General features: G+C 53.0%; 15 protein-coding genes. 14 read left to right on the top strand and 1 reads right to left on the bottom strand.

Going from position 1 to position 15,683, the window contains the following annotated elements:
- Positions 1-66: 66 nt before the first annotated feature.
- A complete protein-coding gene (locus ACMYSK_RS11565; protein WP_418325369.1) occupies positions 67-198 on the bottom strand; it encodes a hypothetical protein in 132 nt (43 codons plus the stop codon).
- A 324-nt stretch (positions 199-522) separates the two neighbouring features.
- Here ACMYSK_RS11565 and sdhC point away from each other — a divergent pair, with 324 nt between their 5' ends.
- The 14 genes from sdhC (at position 523) to tolQ (ending at position 15,681) form a co-directional block, all read left to right on the top strand.
- Positions 523-927, top strand: coding sequence for a succinate dehydrogenase cytochrome b556 subunit (gene sdhC, locus ACMYSK_RS11560; protein WP_434643166.1), 405 nt, complete (start codon positions 523-525; stop codon positions 925-927).
- Positions 921-1,268: a succinate dehydrogenase membrane anchor subunit gene (gene sdhD, locus ACMYSK_RS11555; protein ID WP_434643163.1), complete on the top strand. Its 348-nt coding sequence runs from the start codon at positions 921-923 to the stop codon at positions 1,266-1,268. Before sdhC ends, sdhD begins: the two co-directional genes overlap by 7 nt.
- Positions 1,268-3,034, top strand: a complete 1,767-nt coding sequence (gene sdhA / locus ACMYSK_RS11550) for a succinate dehydrogenase flavoprotein subunit (RefSeq protein WP_434643160.1) — start codon at positions 1,268-1,270, stop codon at positions 3,032-3,034. The genes sdhD and sdhA overlap by 1 nt, the downstream gene beginning before the upstream one ends.
- A 15-nt stretch (positions 3,035-3,049) precedes the next feature.
- On the top strand, positions 3,050-3,766 hold the full coding sequence (gene sdhB / locus ACMYSK_RS11545; protein ID WP_434643157.1) for a succinate dehydrogenase iron-sulfur subunit SdhB: 717 nt from the start codon (positions 3,050-3,052) through the stop codon (positions 3,764-3,766).
- A gap of 323 nt (positions 3,767-4,089) precedes the next feature.
- Positions 4,090-6,897, top strand: a complete 2,808-nt coding sequence (gene sucA / locus ACMYSK_RS11540; RefSeq protein ID WP_434643154.1) for a 2-oxoglutarate dehydrogenase E1 component — start codon at positions 4,090-4,092, stop codon at positions 6,895-6,897.
- 14 nt (positions 6,898-6,911) lie between these two features.
- Positions 6,912-8,138 (top strand): 2-oxoglutarate dehydrogenase complex dihydrolipoyllysine-residue succinyltransferase, encoded by a 1,227-nt coding sequence (odhB, locus tag ACMYSK_RS11535; protein ID WP_434643152.1) that lies wholly within the window; start codon positions 6,912-6,914, stop codon positions 8,136-8,138.
- Positions 8,139-8,282: 144 nt separating this feature from the next.
- Positions 8,283-9,449, top strand: coding sequence for an ADP-forming succinate--CoA ligase subunit beta (gene sucC, locus ACMYSK_RS11530; protein WP_434643149.1), 1,167 nt, complete (start codon positions 8,283-8,285; stop codon positions 9,447-9,449).
- Positions 9,449-10,318, top strand: coding sequence for a succinate--CoA ligase subunit alpha (gene sucD / locus ACMYSK_RS11525; protein WP_434643146.1), 870 nt, complete (start codon positions 9,449-9,451; stop codon positions 10,316-10,318). Before sucC ends, sucD begins: the two co-directional genes overlap by 1 nt.
- Positions 10,319-11,159: 841 nt before the next feature.
- Positions 11,160-12,728 carry a cytochrome ubiquinol oxidase subunit I gene (gene cydA, locus ACMYSK_RS11520; protein ID WP_434644052.1) on the top strand — a complete coding sequence of 523 codons (1,569 nt, stop codon included), beginning with the start codon at positions 11,160-11,162 and terminating at the stop codon, positions 12,726-12,728.
- Positions 12,729-12,743: 15 nt separating this feature from the next.
- A complete protein-coding gene (gene cydB, locus ACMYSK_RS11515; protein WP_434643143.1) occupies positions 12,744-13,883 on the top strand; it encodes a cytochrome d ubiquinol oxidase subunit II in 1,140 nt (379 codons plus the stop codon).
- Between the two features lie 15 nt (positions 13,884-13,898).
- Positions 13,899-14,012, top strand: coding sequence for a cytochrome bd-I oxidase subunit CydX (gene cydX, locus ACMYSK_RS11510; protein WP_434643140.1), 114 nt, complete (start codon positions 13,899-13,901; stop codon positions 14,010-14,012).
- A 130-nt stretch (positions 14,013-14,142) separates the two neighbouring features.
- Positions 14,143-14,427: a cyd operon protein YbgE gene (gene ybgE, locus ACMYSK_RS11505; RefSeq protein ID WP_434643138.1), complete on the top strand. Its 285-nt coding sequence runs from the start codon at positions 14,143-14,145 to the stop codon at positions 14,425-14,427.
- Between the two features lie 160 nt (positions 14,428-14,587).
- Entirely contained in the window at positions 14,588-14,992 is a 405-nt protein-coding gene (gene ybgC, locus ACMYSK_RS11500) for a tol-pal system-associated acyl-CoA thioesterase (RefSeq protein WP_004859689.1), read from the top strand.
- The gene (tolQ, locus tag ACMYSK_RS11495; RefSeq protein ID WP_123756003.1) at positions 14,989-15,681 is read left to right on the top strand and encodes a Tol-Pal system protein TolQ; all 693 of its coding nucleotides are present in this window, start codon (positions 14,989-14,991) and stop codon (positions 15,679-15,681) included. Before ybgC ends, tolQ begins: the two co-directional genes overlap by 4 nt.
- The last annotated feature ends 2 nt before the right edge of the window (positions 15,682-15,683 follow it).

The raw sequence follows: 15,683 nt of genomic DNA, 5'->3' as shown, positions 1-15,683 counted from the left end.
AATTGCAGGGTACAGAGCAAAGGCGCTTGATGGTACGTCTTCAGCCTACGACGAAACAGCAGCAAATCAGCGTTTTAGCAGTCCGAATTTGAAAATCTGTATACCACTAATAACTGTCCTGATTACATCGGTCAATACCATCACACTGTTGCATAACTTATTCTCAGGTGAAAGAGTGACCCCATAACTTTTGAGCATTATTGCATTTATCTGGTAATGGTTGTAACAAGAATGTTTAATATTTGTCAAATCAGGTGATTAAAATTTAAAATAATGTTGTTATCGTGACATCGATCACTGTTCAGGACAAAACCCGACAAACTATATGTAGGTTAATTGTAATGATTTTGTGAACGTCCTATACTGCCGCCAGGTCTCCGGAACACCCTGCAATCCCGAGCCACCCAGCGTTGTTTGGTCACGTTTTAGCTCTTGAAAAGGGGTTTTATCATGACCACAGGTTATAGAAAGGACGCTGTCTGACCCGCAAGCAGACCGGAGGAAGGAAACAATAAGAACAGCATGTGGGCGTTATTCATGGTAAGAAATGTGAAAAAACAAAGACCTGTCAATCTGGATCTGCAAACGATCCGGTTCCCAATCACGGCGATAGCGTCCATTCTCCATCGCGTATCCGGTGTGATCACCTTCGTGGCGGTCGGGATTCTGCTTTGGTTGCTGGGCACCAGCCTTTCCTCTCCCGAAGGTTTCCTCACTGCGGCATCCATTATGGATAGCTTCTTCGTGAAATTCATTATGTGGGGCATTCTGACCGCATTGGCTTATCACGCAGTGGTCGGTATCCGCCACCTGATGATGGATTTTGGTCACCTGGAAGAAACCCTCGAAGTAGGGACACGCTCCGCCAAGATTTCTTTTGTTATTACTGTCGTGCTTTCACTTCTCGCAGGAGTCCTCGTATGGTAAGCAACGCCTCAGCACTGGGACGCAACGGCGTACATGACTTCATTCTGGTTCGTGCTACCGCCATCGTTCTGACCCTTTACATCATCTATATGGTCGGCTTTTTTGCCACCACCGGTGAAATTTCCTGGGAAGTCTGGACGGGCTTTTTCTCCTCCGCATTCACTAAAGTCTTCACCCTGTTAGCCCTCGTCTCTATTCTGATTCACGCTTGGATCGGTATGTGGCAGGTGTTGACGGACTACGTTAAGCCGCTGGCTGTACGCTTAGTTCTGCAACTGGTTATCGTTGTCGCGCTGGTGGCTTACGTTCTTTATGGATTTGTTGTGGTGTGGGGTGTGTAATGAAATTGCCTGTAAGAGAATTTGATGCAGTTGTGATTGGTGCCGGTGGCGCAGGTATGCGCGCGGCGCTGCAAATTTCCCAGAGCGGCCAGACTTGTGCGCTGCTCTCCAAAGTGTTCCCTACCCGTTCCCATACCGTTTCCGCCCAGGGTGGCATCACCGTGGCGCTCGGTAATACCCATGAAGATAACTGGGAATGGCATATGTATGACACGGTGAAAGGCTCCGATTATATCGGTGACCAGGACGCCATCGAATATATGTGTAAGACCGGCCCGGAAGCGATTCTGGAACTGGACCATATGGGCCTGCCGTTCTCCCGTCTGGAAGATGGCACCATCTATCAGCGTCCGTTTGGTGGCCAGTCGAAAAACTTCGGCGGCGAGCAGGCGGCACGTACAGCGGCAGCAGCTGACCGTACCGGCCACGCGCTGTTGCACACGCTTTATCAGCAAAACCTGAAAAACCACACCACCATTTTCTCCGAGTGGTATGCGCTGGATCTGGTGAAAAACGAAGATGGCGCGGTGGTCGGTTGTACCGCACTGAGCATTGAAACCGGTGAAGTTGTTTACTTCAAAGCCCGAGCGACCGTACTGGCAACCGGTGGTGCTGGCCGTATCTATCAGTCGACTACCAACGCCCACATCAATACCGGTGACGGCGTCGGGATGGCTATTCGCGCTGGCGTGCCGGTGCAGGATATGGAAATGTGGCAGTTCCACCCGACCGGTATCGCCGGGGCTGGGGTTCTGGTGACAGAAGGCTGTCGCGGTGAGGGCGGTTATCTGCTGAACAAACACGGCGAGCGCTTTATGGAGCGTTATGCCCCGAATGCTAAAGACCTTGCGGGTCGTGACGTGGTGGCGCGTTCCATCATGATCGAAATCCGTGAAGGCCGCGGCTGTGACGGCCCGTGGGGCCCACACGCTAAGCTGAAACTGGACCATCTGGGTAAAGAAGTTCTGGAATCCCGTCTGCCGGGCATCCTGGAACTCTCCCGTACCTTCGCTCACGTCGACCCGGTGAAAGAGCCAATCCCGGTTATCCCAACCTGCCACTATATGATGGGCGGTATCCCGACCAAAGTAACCGGTCAGGCGCTGACCGTGAATGAGCAGGGTGAAGACGTGGTGATTCCTGGCCTGTTCGCGGTGGGTGAAATTGCCTGCGTATCGGTACACGGTGCCAACCGTCTGGGCGGTAACTCGTTGCTTGACCTGGTGGTCTTTGGCCGTGCTGTCGGCCTGCATCTGCAGGAGTCGATTGCCGAGCAGGGCGAACTGCGCGATGCGACCGAGGCTGAAATTGATGCCTCCCTTGAGCGTCTCAACCGCTGGAACGGCAACCGTGATGGTGAAGATCCGGTCGAAATCCGCAAAGCGCTGCAAGAGTGTATGCAGCACAACTTCTCGGTATTCCGCGAAGGTGATGCGATGGCCAAAGGTCTTGAGCAGCTGAAAGCGATCCGCGAGCGTCTGAAAAATGCGCGTCTGGATGATACATCCAGCGAGTTCAACACTCAGCGCGTAGAGTGCCTGGAGCTGGATAACCTGATGGAAACCGCCTACGCCACTGCGGTCTCTGCAAACTTCCGTACCGAAAGCCGCGGCGCGCATAGCCGCTTCGACTTCCCGGATCGTGACGATGCGAACTGGCTGTGTCATTCCCTGTATCTGCCAGAATCGGAATCCATGACGCGTCGTAGCGTCAATATGGAACCGAAACTGCGTCCGGCATTCCCGCCGAAGATTCGTACTTATTAATGCGGAGACAGGAATATGAAACTCGAGTTCTCAGTTTATCGTTATAACCCGGACGTAGACGATGCTCCGCATATGCAGGATTACACCCTGGAAGCGGAAGAAGGTCGTGACATGATGCTGCTCGATGCCCTGATGCAGCTGAAAGAAAAAGACCCGTCTCTCTCTTTTCGTCGTTCATGCCGTGAAGGGGTCTGTGGCTCCGATGGTCTGAACATGAACGGTAAAAATGGTCTGGCGTGTATTACGCCGATCTCCGCGCTGAATCAGCCGGGTAAGAAAATTGTTATCCGTCCGCTGCCCGGTCTGCCGGTTATCCGCGATTTGGTTGTAGACATGGGGCAATTCTATGCACAATATGAGAAGATTAAGCCTTACTTGTTGAATAATGGGCAAAATCCTCCGGCTCGTGAGCATCTTCAGATGCCAGAGCAGCGGGAAAAACTCGATGGCCTGTACGAGTGTATTCTGTGCGCATGTTGTTCAACGTCTTGCCCGTCGTTCTGGTGGAACCCGGACAAGTTTATCGGCCCGGCCGGTCTGCTGGCTGCGTATCGCTTCCTGATCGACAGCCGCGATACCGAAACCGAGAGCCGCCTGGAAGGGTTAAGCGATGCTTTCAGCGTATTCCGCTGTCACAGCATTATGAACTGCGTCAGTGTATGTCCGAAGGGGCTGAACCCGACGCGCGCTATCGGCCATATTAAGTCGATGCTGCTCCATCGTAGTGCGTAAGTAGTCGTTGTTGCCAGATGGCGACGTAAACGTCTTATCCGGCCTACGGGGTACGTACCTTGTAGGCCAGATAAGCGCAGCGCCATCAGGCTGAAGAGATAGCAGGAAACCTCTAAAAACTGCCATACGAATAGTGATAATCGACATGTTCAGCGTCACACAGTCGCTGCCTGAACAAGGAAGATTATTAGACAGTTTTTAAAGGTTCCTTCGCGGACGCAGAAGCCACAACTCGTCCGTAAAGAGTGAACCCCGGCACGTACAATCCATGTGCGTGGTAGTTTCTACGGCGAAATAAGCATATAAATGCTTAAGGGATCACGATGCAGAACGGCGCAATGAAAGCCTGGCTGGACTCTTCTTACCTCTCTGGTTCAAACCAGAGCTGGATAGAACAGCTCTATGAAGACTTCTTAACCGATCCTGACTCTGTTGACGCCAACTGGCGTTCTATGTTCCAGCAGTTACCTGGCACCGGAGTCAAACCGGATCAATTTCATTCGAAAACGCGTGATTATTTCCGTCGACTGGCGAAGGATGCCTCACGTTACACTTCTTCGATTTCCGACCCTGATACCAATGTGAAGCAGGTTAAAGTCCTGCAGCTCATCAACGCATATCGCTTCCGCGGTCACCAGCATGCGAATCTCGATCCGCTGGGACTGTGGAAGCAAGAGAAAGTGGCGGATCTCGATCCTGCATACCACGATCTGACCGAGGCCGATTTCCAGGAAAGCTATAACGTAGGTTCTTTTGCCATCGGCAAAGACACGATGAAACTGGGCGAGCTGATTGCCGCGCTCAAACAAACCTACTGCGGCGCTATCGGCGCGGAATACATGCACATTACCTCTACCGAAGAAAAACGCTGGATTCAGCAGCGTATTGAATCGGTGGCAGGTAAAGCCAGCTTTACCGCTGAAGAGAAGAAACGTTTCTTAACCGAGCTGACGGCAGCTGAAGGTCTGGAACGCTATCTCGGCGCGAAATTCCCGGGGGCAAAACGCTTCTCGCTGGAAGGCGGCGATGCGCTGATCCCGATGCTTAAAGAGATGATCCGTCACGCTGGCAAAAGCGGCACCCGCGAAGTGGTGCTGGGCATGGCGCACCGCGGTCGTCTGAACGTGTTGGTTAACGTTCTGGGTAAAAAACCGCAGGACCTGTTCGACGAATTCGCGGGCAAACATAAAGAACACCTCGGCACCGGCGACGTGAAGTACCATATGGGCTTCTCTTCCGACATGGAAACCGAAGGGGGTCTGGTACACCTTGCGTTGGCGTTTAACCCGTCGCACCTCGAAATCGTCAGCCCGGTTGTTATCGGCTCCGTGCGCGCTCGTCTGGATCGCCTCGATGAACCGAGCAGCAATAAAGTGCTGCCGATTACTATCCATGGCGATGCCGCGGTGACCGGTCAGGGCGTGGTTCAGGAGACCCTGAACATGTCCAAGGCGCGCGGCTACGAAGTGGGTGGTACCGTACGTATCGTTATCAACAACCAGGTGGGCTTCACGACGTCGAATCCGCTGGATGCGCGTTCTACGCCATACTGTACCGATATCGGTAAAATGGTTCAGGCACCTATCTTCCACGTTAACGCGGATGACCCGGAAGCGGTTGCTTTCGTTACCCGCCTGGCGCTGGATTTCCGCAATACCTTCAAACGCGATGTCTTTATCGACCTGGTGTGCTACCGCCGTCACGGCCATAACGAAGCCGACGAGCCGAGTGCAACCCAGCCGCTGATGTACCAGAAAATTAAAAAGCATCCGACTCCGCGCAAAATCTATGCCGACAAACTTGAGCAGGACAAAGTGTCGACCCTGGAAGATGCGACCGAGCTGGTCAACCTCTACCGTGACGCGCTGGATGCCGGCGAATGTGTGGTTGAGGAATGGCGTCCGATGAACCTGCATTCCTTTACCTGGTCACCGTATCTCAACCACGAGTGGGATGAGAACTACCCAAGTAAAGTTGAGATGAAACGTCTGCAGGAGCTGGCTAAGCGCATCAGCACCGTACCAGACAGCATCGAAATGCAGTCTCGTGTGGCGAAGATTTATGGTGACCGCCAGGCGATGGCTGCCGGCGAGAAGCTGTTCGACTGGGGCGGCGCGGAAAACCTGGCCTACGCCACGTTGGTTGACGAAGGCATTCCAATTCGTCTGTCCGGTGAGGACTCCGGCCGCGGTACGTTCTTCCACCGCCACTCGGTGATTCATAACCAGGTGAACGGTTCAACCTATACCCCGCTGCAGCATGTGCATAACGGCCAGGAGCATTTCAAAGTCTGGGACTCCGTGCTCTCTGAAGAAGCGGTCCTGGCGTTTGAATACGGCTATGCCACTGCAGAACCGCGCACGCTGACTATCTGGGAAGCGCAGTTTGGCGATTTTGCTAACGGTGCTCAGGTGGTTATCGACCAGTTCATCAGCTCCGGCGAGCAGAAGTGGGGTCGTATGTGTGGCCTGGTCATGCTGCTGCCACACGGCTACGAAGGTCAGGGTCCGGAGCACTCCTCCGCGCGTCTGGAACGTTATCTGCAACTGTGTGCTGAACAGAATATGCAGGTTTGCGTACCGTCAACCCCGGCTCAGGTTTACCACATGCTGCGTCGTCAGGCGCTGCGCGGTATGCGCCGTCCGCTGGTGGTGATGTCGCCGAAGTCTCTGCTGCGTCATCCGCTGGCGGTATCCAGCCTGGATGAACTGGCGAATGGCACCTTCCAGCCGGCTATCGGTGAAATCGACGATCTCGACCCGAAAGCCGTGAAGCGTGTTGTCCTGTGCTCTGGTAAGGTTTATTACGATTTGCTGGAACAGCGTCGTAAGAACGACCAAAAGAACGTCGCTATCGTGCGCGTAGAGCAGCTCTATCCATTCCCGCATCAGGCGGTGCAGGAAGCGCTGAAGCCTTACGCTCATGTGCATGATTTTGTCTGGTGTCAGGAAGAACCGCTCAACCAGGGCGCGTGGTACTGCAGCCAGCATCACTTCCGCGAAGTGATTCCGTTTGGGGCCTCTCTGCGTTACGCAGGCCGCCCGGCCTCCGCCTCTCCGGCGGTAGGGTATATGTCCGTTCACCAGAAACAGCAACAAGATCTGGTCAATGACGCGCTGAACGTCGATTAATTAAAGGATACATAATGAGTAGCGTAGATATTCTGGTTCCCGATCTGCCTGAGTCCGTAGCTGACGCGACGGTTGCGACCTGGCATAAAAAACCGGGCGATAGCGTCCAGCGTGATGAAGTGCTGGTGGAAATCGAAACTGACAAAGTGGTACTGGAAGTACCGGCTTCAGCGGACGGCATTCTGGATGCAGTGCTGGAAGATGAAGGTGCCACCGTACTTTCTCGCCAGATCCTCGGTCGCCTGCGTGAAGGCAACAGCGCAGGCAAAGAGTCCGCGGCGAAGGCTGATGCAAAAGAGTCCACCCCGGCTCAGCGTCAGCAGGCGTCTCTGGAAGAGCAGAGCAACGATGCCCTCAGCCCGGCTATTCGCCGTCTGCTGGCGGAACACAACCTTGATGCCAGTGCGATCAAAGGCACCGGCGTTGGCGGCCGTCTGACCCGTGAAGATGTTGAGAAACATCTGGCAGCAGCACCAGCTAAAGCTGAAGCGAAAGCACCGGCGGCAGCGGCAGCAGCGGCACCGGTTGCTCAACTGGGCCACCGTTCGGAAAAACGCGTTCCGATGACCCGCCTGCGCAAACGCGTAGCTGAGCGTCTGCTGGAAGCGAAAAACTCTACCGCCATGCTGACGACCTTCAACGAAGTCAACATGAAGCCGATTATGGATCTGCGCAAGCAGTACGGCGACGCGTTCGAAAAACGTCACGGCATCCGTCTGGGCTTTATGTCCTTCTACGTGAAAGCGGTCGTTGAAGCGCTGAAACGCTATCCGGAAGTGAACGCCTCCATCGACGGCGACGATGTGGTTTATCACAACTACTTCGACGTCAGCATGGCCGTATCTACACCTCGTGGTCTGGTGACACCGGTTCTGCGCGATGTTGATCTGCTGGGCATGGCGGATATCGAAAAGAATATTAAAGAGCTGGCAGTGAAAGGCCGCGACGGCAAGCTGACCGTAGAAGACCTGATCGGCGGTAACTTCACCATTACCAACGGCGGCGTCTTCGGTTCTCTGATGTCTACGCCAATCATCAACCCACCGCAGAGCGCCATTCTGGGTATGCATGCCATAAAAGACAGGCCGATGGCGGTCAATGGCAAGGTAGAAATTCTGCCGATGATGTACCTGGCACTCTCCTACGACCACCGTCTGATCGATGGACGTGAATCGGTAGGCTTCCTGGTTGCGATTAAAGAGCTGCTGGAAGACCCGACTCGTCTGCTGCTGGACGTGTAGTCAGCAAGTGTATGACCTACCGTAGGCCGGATAAGGCGTTTAGCCGCCATCCGGCGTTGATGAGATGCCTGATGGCGACGCTAGCGCGTCTTATCAGGCCTACAGGTTTAAAGATAATTATACCCTGAAGGATGGACTGAACACATGAACTTACATGAATATCAGGCAAAACAACTGTTTGCCCGCTATGGCTTACCGGCGCCGGTGGGTTATGCCTGTACTACTCCGCGCGAAGCAGAAGAAGCCGCTTCAAAAATCGGTGCGGGTCCGTGGGTAGTGAAATGTCAGGTTCACGCCGGTGGCCGCGGCAAAGCGGGCGGTGTGAAAGTAGTTAACAGCAAAGAAGACATTCGCGCATTTGCTGAACACTGGCTGGGCAAACGTCTGGTGACCTACCAGACAGACGCTAACGGCCAGCCGGTTAACCAGATTCTGGTTGAAGCAGCGACCGATATTGCCAAAGAGCTGTATCTGGGCGCGGTTGTTGACCGCAGCTCCCGTCGTGTGGTGTTTATGGCTTCCACCGAAGGCGGCGTGGAAATCGAAAAAGTGGCGGAAGAAACCCCGCACCTGATCCACAAAATTGCTATCGACCCGCTGGCAGGCCCGATGCCTTACCAGGGCCGCGAGCTGGCGTTCAAACTGGGCCTGGAAGGTAAGCAGGTTCAGCAGTTCACCAAAATCTTTATGGGCCTGGCGAACATTTTCCTTGAGCGCGATCTGGCGCTGATCGAAATTAACCCGCTGGTTATCACTAAGCAGGGTGACCTGATTTGCCTCGACGGCAAACTGGGTGCTGACGGCAACGCACTGTTCCGCCAGCCGGATCTGCGTGAAATGCGTGACCAGTCTCAGGAAGACCCGCGTGAAGCTCAGGCTGCACAGTGGGAACTGAACTACGTTGCGCTGGACGGCAACATCGGTTGTATGGTCAACGGCGCAGGCCTGGCGATGGGTACCATGGACATCGTTAAACTGCACGGCGGCGAACCGGCTAACTTCCTTGACGTTGGCGGCGGCGCAACCAAAGAGCGCGTGACCGAAGCGTTCAAAATCATCCTTTCCGACAGCAATGTTAAAGCTGTACTGGTTAACATCTTCGGCGGTATCGTCCGTTGCGACCTGATCGCTGACGGCATCATCGGTGCGGTCGCAGAAGTTGGCGTAAACGTGCCTGTTGTCGTTCGTCTGGAAGGGAACAACGCCGAACTGGGCGCGAAGAAACTGGCTGACAGCGGCCTGAATATTATTGCAGCGAAAAGTCTGACGGACGCAGCACAGCAGGTTGTTGCCGCAGTGGAGGGGAAATAATGTCCATTTTAATCGATAAAAACACCAAGGTTATCTGCCAGGGCTTTACCGGTAGCCAGGGGACTTTCCACTCTGAACAAGCGATCGCTTACGGCACTCAAATGGTCGGCGGTGTTACGCCGGGTAAAGGCGGTACGACTCACCTGGGCCTGCCGGTGTTCAACACCGTCCGTGAAGCTGTTGATGCCACTGGCGCGACGGCGACCGTGATTTATGTTCCGGCTCCGTTCTGTAAAGACTCCATCCTGGAAGCTATCGATGCAGGCATTAAGCTTATCATCACCATCACTGAAGGTATCCCGACGCTGGATATGCTGACGGTGAAAGTGAAGCTGGATGAAGCTGGCGTGCGTATGATCGGCCCGAACTGCCCGGGCGTTATCACCCCAGGCGCTTGCAAAATCGGCATCATGCCGGGTCACATTCACCAGCCGGGTAAAGTGGGTATCGTTTCCCGTTCCGGTACGCTGACCTATGAAGCGGTTAAGCAGACTACTGACTACGGTTTCGGCCAGTCTACCTGCGTAGGTATCGGCGGCGACCCGATTCCGGGTTCTAACTTCATCGATATCCTGAAGCTGTTCCAGGAAGACCCGCAGACTGAAGCGATCGTGATGATCGGTGAGATCGGCGGCAGCGCTGAAGAAGAAGCTGCAGCCTACATCAAAGATCATGTGACCAAGCCGGTTGTGGGTTACATCGCCGGTGTTACCGCGCCGAAAGGTAAGCGTATGGGCCACGCAGGCGCCATTATCGCAGGCGGTAAAGGTACTGCTGATGAGAAATTTGCTGCGCTGGAAGCGGCGGGCGTGAAAACCGTTCGTAGCCTGGCGGATATCGGCGAAGCGCTGAAATCAATCATTAAGTAAACCCTCTCTGCTCGCACTGAGCAGTTAAATGTCAGATTTCGACATGGTTGGCCACCGTCAGGTGGCCTTTTTTATGCCTGTCGTTTCCCGCAGCTGCAACGGTACTCTGGGCTCAGCCTCGCGATAGCGGGCCTTATCCTTTAAGAAAAACCATTCCTATTGTATTGATTTAACACCTATTTTTTATAAATAATAGAAAGCTATTTTTCGGCAGGGAAGGGAATGATTCTCACTGCTATTTTTTGCTAGAAAATGAAAAGATAAAAATGATGATTTAATTGATGCTATCTATCAGGAAAAATACTGTGAAGCGTCTAACATTAATCAGATCGCTATTTTTTTTAACGTGATACGGCTTAAAGTTAAATCATATTACCTATACTTCTCATATCTCTCTTTTTAGTAACCATTACCGGTGTATTTTAAACATCTATTTAACATTAGTTTCACCATTATTCTTTGTTGGGATACATAATTAACATGAATGGGAAAAATTGATTTATATCAATACTTAAAGCTTGGAAAAAACCACAAAAAAACGTTAAATTGTCGCCAATCAAATTGGCCTAAATCAGGTATTTTCGCTATATATTGATCACCGTCGTAAATGTAAAAAGGATTCAATAAAATCCTGTTTATTGTAAGGTTATTGCGGCGTAATATATTGGGGAATCAATTGGTTTTTTCGTTAACGTATTTGTAACCTTTGCGAGGGACTGTTTCATCTGGCGACGAAACGGTAACGAAGCGGGAAGCAAGTTATTTTGTATTGGGGCATGCGTGTGACCCTTTCTAACGGGGTTCACTCTCGGAGTCTTCATGCGATGAGCAAGGAGTCATGATGTTAGATATAGTCGAACTGTCGCGCTTACAGTTTGCCTTGACCGCGATGTACCACTTCCTTTTTGTGCCACTGACGCTCGGTATGGCGTTCCTGCTGGCCATCATGGAAACGGTCTACGTCCTTTCCGGCAAACAGATTTATAAAGATATGACCAAGTTCTGGGGCAAGTTGTTTGGTATCAACTTTGCGCTGGGTGTAGCAACCGGGTTGACCATGGAGTTCCAGTTCGGGACAAACTGGTCCTATTACTCTCACTATGTGGGCGATATCTTCGGTGCGCCGCTGGCCATTGAAGGTCTGATGGCCTTCTTCCTCGAATCTACCTTTGTAGGTCTGTTCTTCTTCGGTTGGGATCGTCTGGGTAAAGTTCAGCACATGGCCGTGACCTGGCTGGTGGCTCTGGGCTCCAACCTGTCGGCATTGTGGATCCTCGTCGCTAACGGCTGGATGCAGAACCCGATCGCATCGGATTTCAACTTCGAAACCATGCGTATGGAAATGGTCAGCTTCTCCGAACTGGTTCTGAACCCGGTTGCTCAGGTGAAATTCGTGCATACCGTCGCATCTGGTTATGTCTGCGGCGCGATGTTCGTTCTGGGTATCAGCTCCTACTATATGCTGCGCGGTCGTGACTTCGCTTTCGCTAAACGCTCCTTTGCCATTGCTGCCAGCTTCGGTATGGCGGCGATTCTCTCCGTTATCGTGCTGGGTGATGAATCCGGTTACGAAATGGGTGACGTGCAGAAAACTAAACTTGCGGCCATCGAAGCCGAATGGGAAACACAGCCTGCTCCGGCTGCCTTTACCCTGTTTGGTATTCCGGACCAGGATGCGCAAACCAACCACTTTGCCATTCAGATTCCTTACGCGCTGGGCATTATTGCCACTCGCTCCGTGGACACGCCGGTTATTGGTCTGAAAGACCTGCTGGCCCAGCACGAAGCGCGTATCCGTAACGGGATGAAGGCCTACACTCTGCTCGAAGAGCTGCGCTCTGGCTCAACCGATCAGGCTGTACGTGATGAATTCAACCACGTGAAGAAAGATCTGGGTTACGGTCTGCTGCTGAAACGCTATACCCCGAACGTCTCTGACGCGACGGAAGCGCAGATTGCCATGGCGACGAAGGACTCTATTCCTCGCGTGGCCCCACTGTACTTCGCGTTCCGTATCATGGTGGCCTGCGGCATCCTGATGCTCGGTATCATCGCGGCGTCCTTCTGGACCGTTATCCGTAACCAGATTGGCGAGAAGAAATGGCTGCTGCGCATTGCGCTGTACTCGATTCCTCTGCCGTGGATTGCTATCGAATCCGGTTGGTTCGTAGCGGAATATGGCCGCCAGCCGTGGGCGATAGGTGAGGTACTGCCTACGGCGGTAGCAAACTCGTCCCTGACAGCGGGTGACCTGATCTTCTCGATGCTGCTGATTTGCGGTCTGTACACCCTGTTCCTGGTCGCGGAGCTGTATCTGATGTTCAAATTCGCACGCCGTGGACCAAGCAGCCTGAAAACCGGTCGCTACCACTACGAGCAGTCTTCCACGACTACTCAGCCGGCACGCTAAGACAGGAGTCGTCAAATGATCGATTATGAAGTATTGCGTTTAATCTGGTGGCTACTGATCGGTATTCTGCTGATTGGTTTCGCCGTCACCGATGGTTTCGACATGGGGGTGGGCATGCTCACCCGCTTCCTCGGTCGTAATGACACCGAGCGTCGAATCATGATTAACTCCATCGCTCCGCACTGGGACGGAAACCAGGTGTGGCTGATCACCGCCGGTGGCGCGCTGTTTGCGGCCTGGCCAACGGTCTATGCCGCAGCGTTCTCCGGCTTCTATGTGGCGATGATTCTGGTACTGGCGTCGTTGTTCTTCCGTCCGGTGGGTTTTGACTACCGCTCGAAGATTGAAGATACCCGCTGGCGTAACATGTGGGACTGGGGCATCTTCATCGGTAGCTTCGTACCGCCGCTGGTGATTGGCGTCGCGTTCGGTAACCTGCTGCAGGGCGTGCCGTTCCATATGGATGAATATATGCGCCTGTTCTACACCGGCAATTTCTTCCAGCTGCTGAATCCGTTTGGTCTGCTGGCCGGTATTGTTAGCGTGGCGATGATCCTGACTCAGGGTGCTACCTATCTGCAGATGCGTACCGTCGGTGAACTGCACCTGCGTGCTCGCGCCACCTCGCAGGTTGCGGCACTGGTGACGATGGTTTGCTTCCTGCTGGCTGGTGTCTGGGTGGTATACGGTATCGACGGTTATGTTGTCACTTCGGCTATCGACCACTCTGCGCCGTCTAACCCGCTGACGAAAGAAGTCGTACGTCAGGCCGGTGCATGGTTAGTGAACTTCAATAATATGCCTTCGCTGTGGGCTATCCCTGCGCTGGGCGTCGTATTGCCGCTGTTGACTATCCTGACCTCGCGGATGGAGAAGGGCGCCCTGGCGTTTGTTTCCTCTTCCATTACGCTGGCGTGCATCATCCTGACTGCGGGTATCGCTATGTTCCCGTTCATTATGCCGTCCAGCACGATGATGAACGTTAGCCTGACCATGTGGGATGCGACCTCCAGCCAGATGACGCTGAACCTGATGACCTACGTGGCGATTGTCTTTGTGCCGATTATTCTGGGCTACACCACCTGGTGTTACTGGAAGATGTTCGGGCGTATCACTCGCGAAGACATCGAAAAGAACACCCATTCGTTGTATTAAGGTAAGGAGCTAGATATGTGGTATTTCGCATGGATTTTGGGAACGCTTCTTGCCTGTGCCTTTGGGGTTATCACCGCGTTAGCGCTTGAGCACGTGGAAACGACCAAAGCAGGTAAAGAAGAACACTGATGAGTATTATCGCGATGCGATATACGAAATCATTCGGGTTGCATCGAGGCGGCAAGTCAGTCAAACCCCAGGCGCTTACACGAGTAAGTGGCTGGGGTGAGCAGGCGAAGCCAACAAAAAGGCAAAGTGAATGATAAAGTATTTGTATGCGATGATGGACAAGCGCCCGTTAAGGGCGCTTTCCTTATTGATGGCTCTGCTGCTGGCAGGCTGCATTTTCTGGGACCCGTCGCGCTTTGCGGCAAAGACCAGTGAGCTGGAGATCTGGCATGGTTTCCTGCTGATGTGGGCCGTTTGTGCCGGCGTTATCCACGGCGTGGGCTTCCGCCCGCAGGCCATCCACTGGCAAGGGATTTTTTGTCCACTTATCGCTGATATTGTCCTCATTACGGGGCTGTTTTTTTTCTTCTTTTGAAAGAGAAGAGAATAAGAGAACTCTGTTAACCTCATGGGCTTGCATAAGCCCATAAAAATTTACTCGCTGTTTACTTTCCCCCATTCCAAACCACGTTCCCCGCGCGTATAGTAGCGAAGTTTGAAAGCACTAATCTTTTTTTGCATTACCGGGATGTAAAGTGAATACAACGCTGTTTCGATGGCCGGTTCGTGTCTACTATGAAGATACCGATGCCGGTGGTGTGGTTTACCACGCCAGTTACGTCGCTTTTTATGAAAGAGCACGCACAGAGATGCTGCGCCACCATCACTTCAGTCAGCAGGTTTTGCTGGCTGAACGAGTTGCCTTCGTGGTTCGCAAAATGACGCTGGAATATTTTGCGCCCGCCAGACTCGACGACATGCTCGAAATCCAGACGGAAATCACCTCGATGAGAGGCACCTCTTTGGTTTTCACGCAGCGAATCGTCAACGCAGAGAATACAGTTTTGAATGAAGCTGAGGTTCTCATTGTGTGCGTTGATCCACTCTTAATGAAGCCTCGTGCGCTTCCCAAGTCTATTGTCGCGGAGTTTAAGCAGTGACTGACATGAATATCCTTGATTTGTTCCTGAAGGCGAGCCTTCTGGTTAAACTTATCATGTTGATTTTGATTGGTTTTTCTATCGCTTCCTGGGCCATTATTATTCAGAGAACGCGCATCCTCAACACGGCAAGCCGCGAGGCGGAAGCCTTTGAAGACAAGTTCTGGTCGGGCATTGAGCTTTCTCGCCTGTATCAGGAAAGCCAGGGGCGTCGCGATAATCTGGTCGGGTCGGAACAAATTTTCTACAGTGGTTTCAAAGAGTTTGCTCGTCTGCACCGTGCTAACAGCCATGCGCCAGAAGCGGTGGTTGAAGGGGCATCACGCGCTATGCGTATCTCAATGAACCGTGAGCTGGAAACGCTGGAAACGCACATTCCGTTCCTCGGGACCGTGGGTTCCATCAGCCCGTATATCGGTCTGTTCGGTACCGTCTGGGGGATCATGCACGCCTTTATCGCACTGGGTGCGGTAAAACAGGCCACCCTGCAGATGGTTGCTCCGGGTATTGCAGAAGCGCTGATCGCCACGGCAATCGGTCTGTTCGCGGCAATTCCGGCGGTTATGGCCTACAACCGTCTGAACCAACGTGTGAACAAACTTGAACTGAACTACGACAACTTTATGGAAGAGTTCACCGCGATTCTGCACCGTCAGGCGTTTACCAGCAGCGAAAGCAATAAGGGGTAAGC

The sequence above is a fragment of the Klebsiella sp. I138 genome (assembly GCF_051131765.1).
Lineage (GTDB): Bacteria > Pseudomonadota > Gammaproteobacteria > Enterobacterales > Enterobacteriaceae > Klebsiella.
This window is presented reverse-complemented; position numbering and strand designations above follow the sequence as displayed.

Excerpts from the sequence above, each read along its gene's own strand:
- ACMYSK_RS11565 (WP_418325369.1), bottom strand. The coding sequence starts at position 198 with ATGCTCAAAAGTTATGGGGTCACTCTTTCACCTGAGAATAAGTTATGC.
- sdhC (WP_434643166.1), top strand. The coding sequence starts at position 523 with ATGTGGGCGTTATTCATGGTAAGAAATGTGAAAAAACAAAGACCTGTC.
- sdhD (WP_434643163.1), top strand. The coding sequence starts at position 921 with ATGGTAAGCAACGCCTCAGCACTGGGACGCAACGGCGTACATGACTTC.
- sdhA (WP_434643160.1), top strand. The coding sequence starts at position 1,268 with ATGAAATTGCCTGTAAGAGAATTTGATGCAGTTGTGATTGGTGCCGGT.
- sdhB (WP_434643157.1), top strand. The coding sequence starts at position 3,050 with ATGAAACTCGAGTTCTCAGTTTATCGTTATAACCCGGACGTAGACGAT.
- sucA (WP_434643154.1), top strand. The coding sequence starts at position 4,090 with ATGCAGAACGGCGCAATGAAAGCCTGGCTGGACTCTTCTTACCTCTCT.
- odhB (WP_434643152.1), top strand. The coding sequence starts at position 6,912 with ATGAGTAGCGTAGATATTCTGGTTCCCGATCTGCCTGAGTCCGTAGCT.
- sucC (WP_434643149.1), top strand. The coding sequence starts at position 8,283 with ATGAACTTACATGAATATCAGGCAAAACAACTGTTTGCCCGCTATGGC.
- sucD (WP_434643146.1), top strand. The coding sequence starts at position 9,449 with ATGTCCATTTTAATCGATAAAAACACCAAGGTTATCTGCCAGGGCTTT.
- cydA (WP_434644052.1), top strand. The coding sequence starts at position 11,160 with ATGTTAGATATAGTCGAACTGTCGCGCTTACAGTTTGCCTTGACCGCG.
- cydB (WP_434643143.1), top strand. The coding sequence starts at position 12,744 with ATGATCGATTATGAAGTATTGCGTTTAATCTGGTGGCTACTGATCGGT.
- cydX (WP_434643140.1), top strand. The coding sequence starts at position 13,899 with ATGTGGTATTTCGCATGGATTTTGGGAACGCTTCTTGCCTGTGCCTTT.
- ybgE (WP_434643138.1), top strand. The coding sequence starts at position 14,143 with ATGATAAAGTATTTGTATGCGATGATGGACAAGCGCCCGTTAAGGGCG.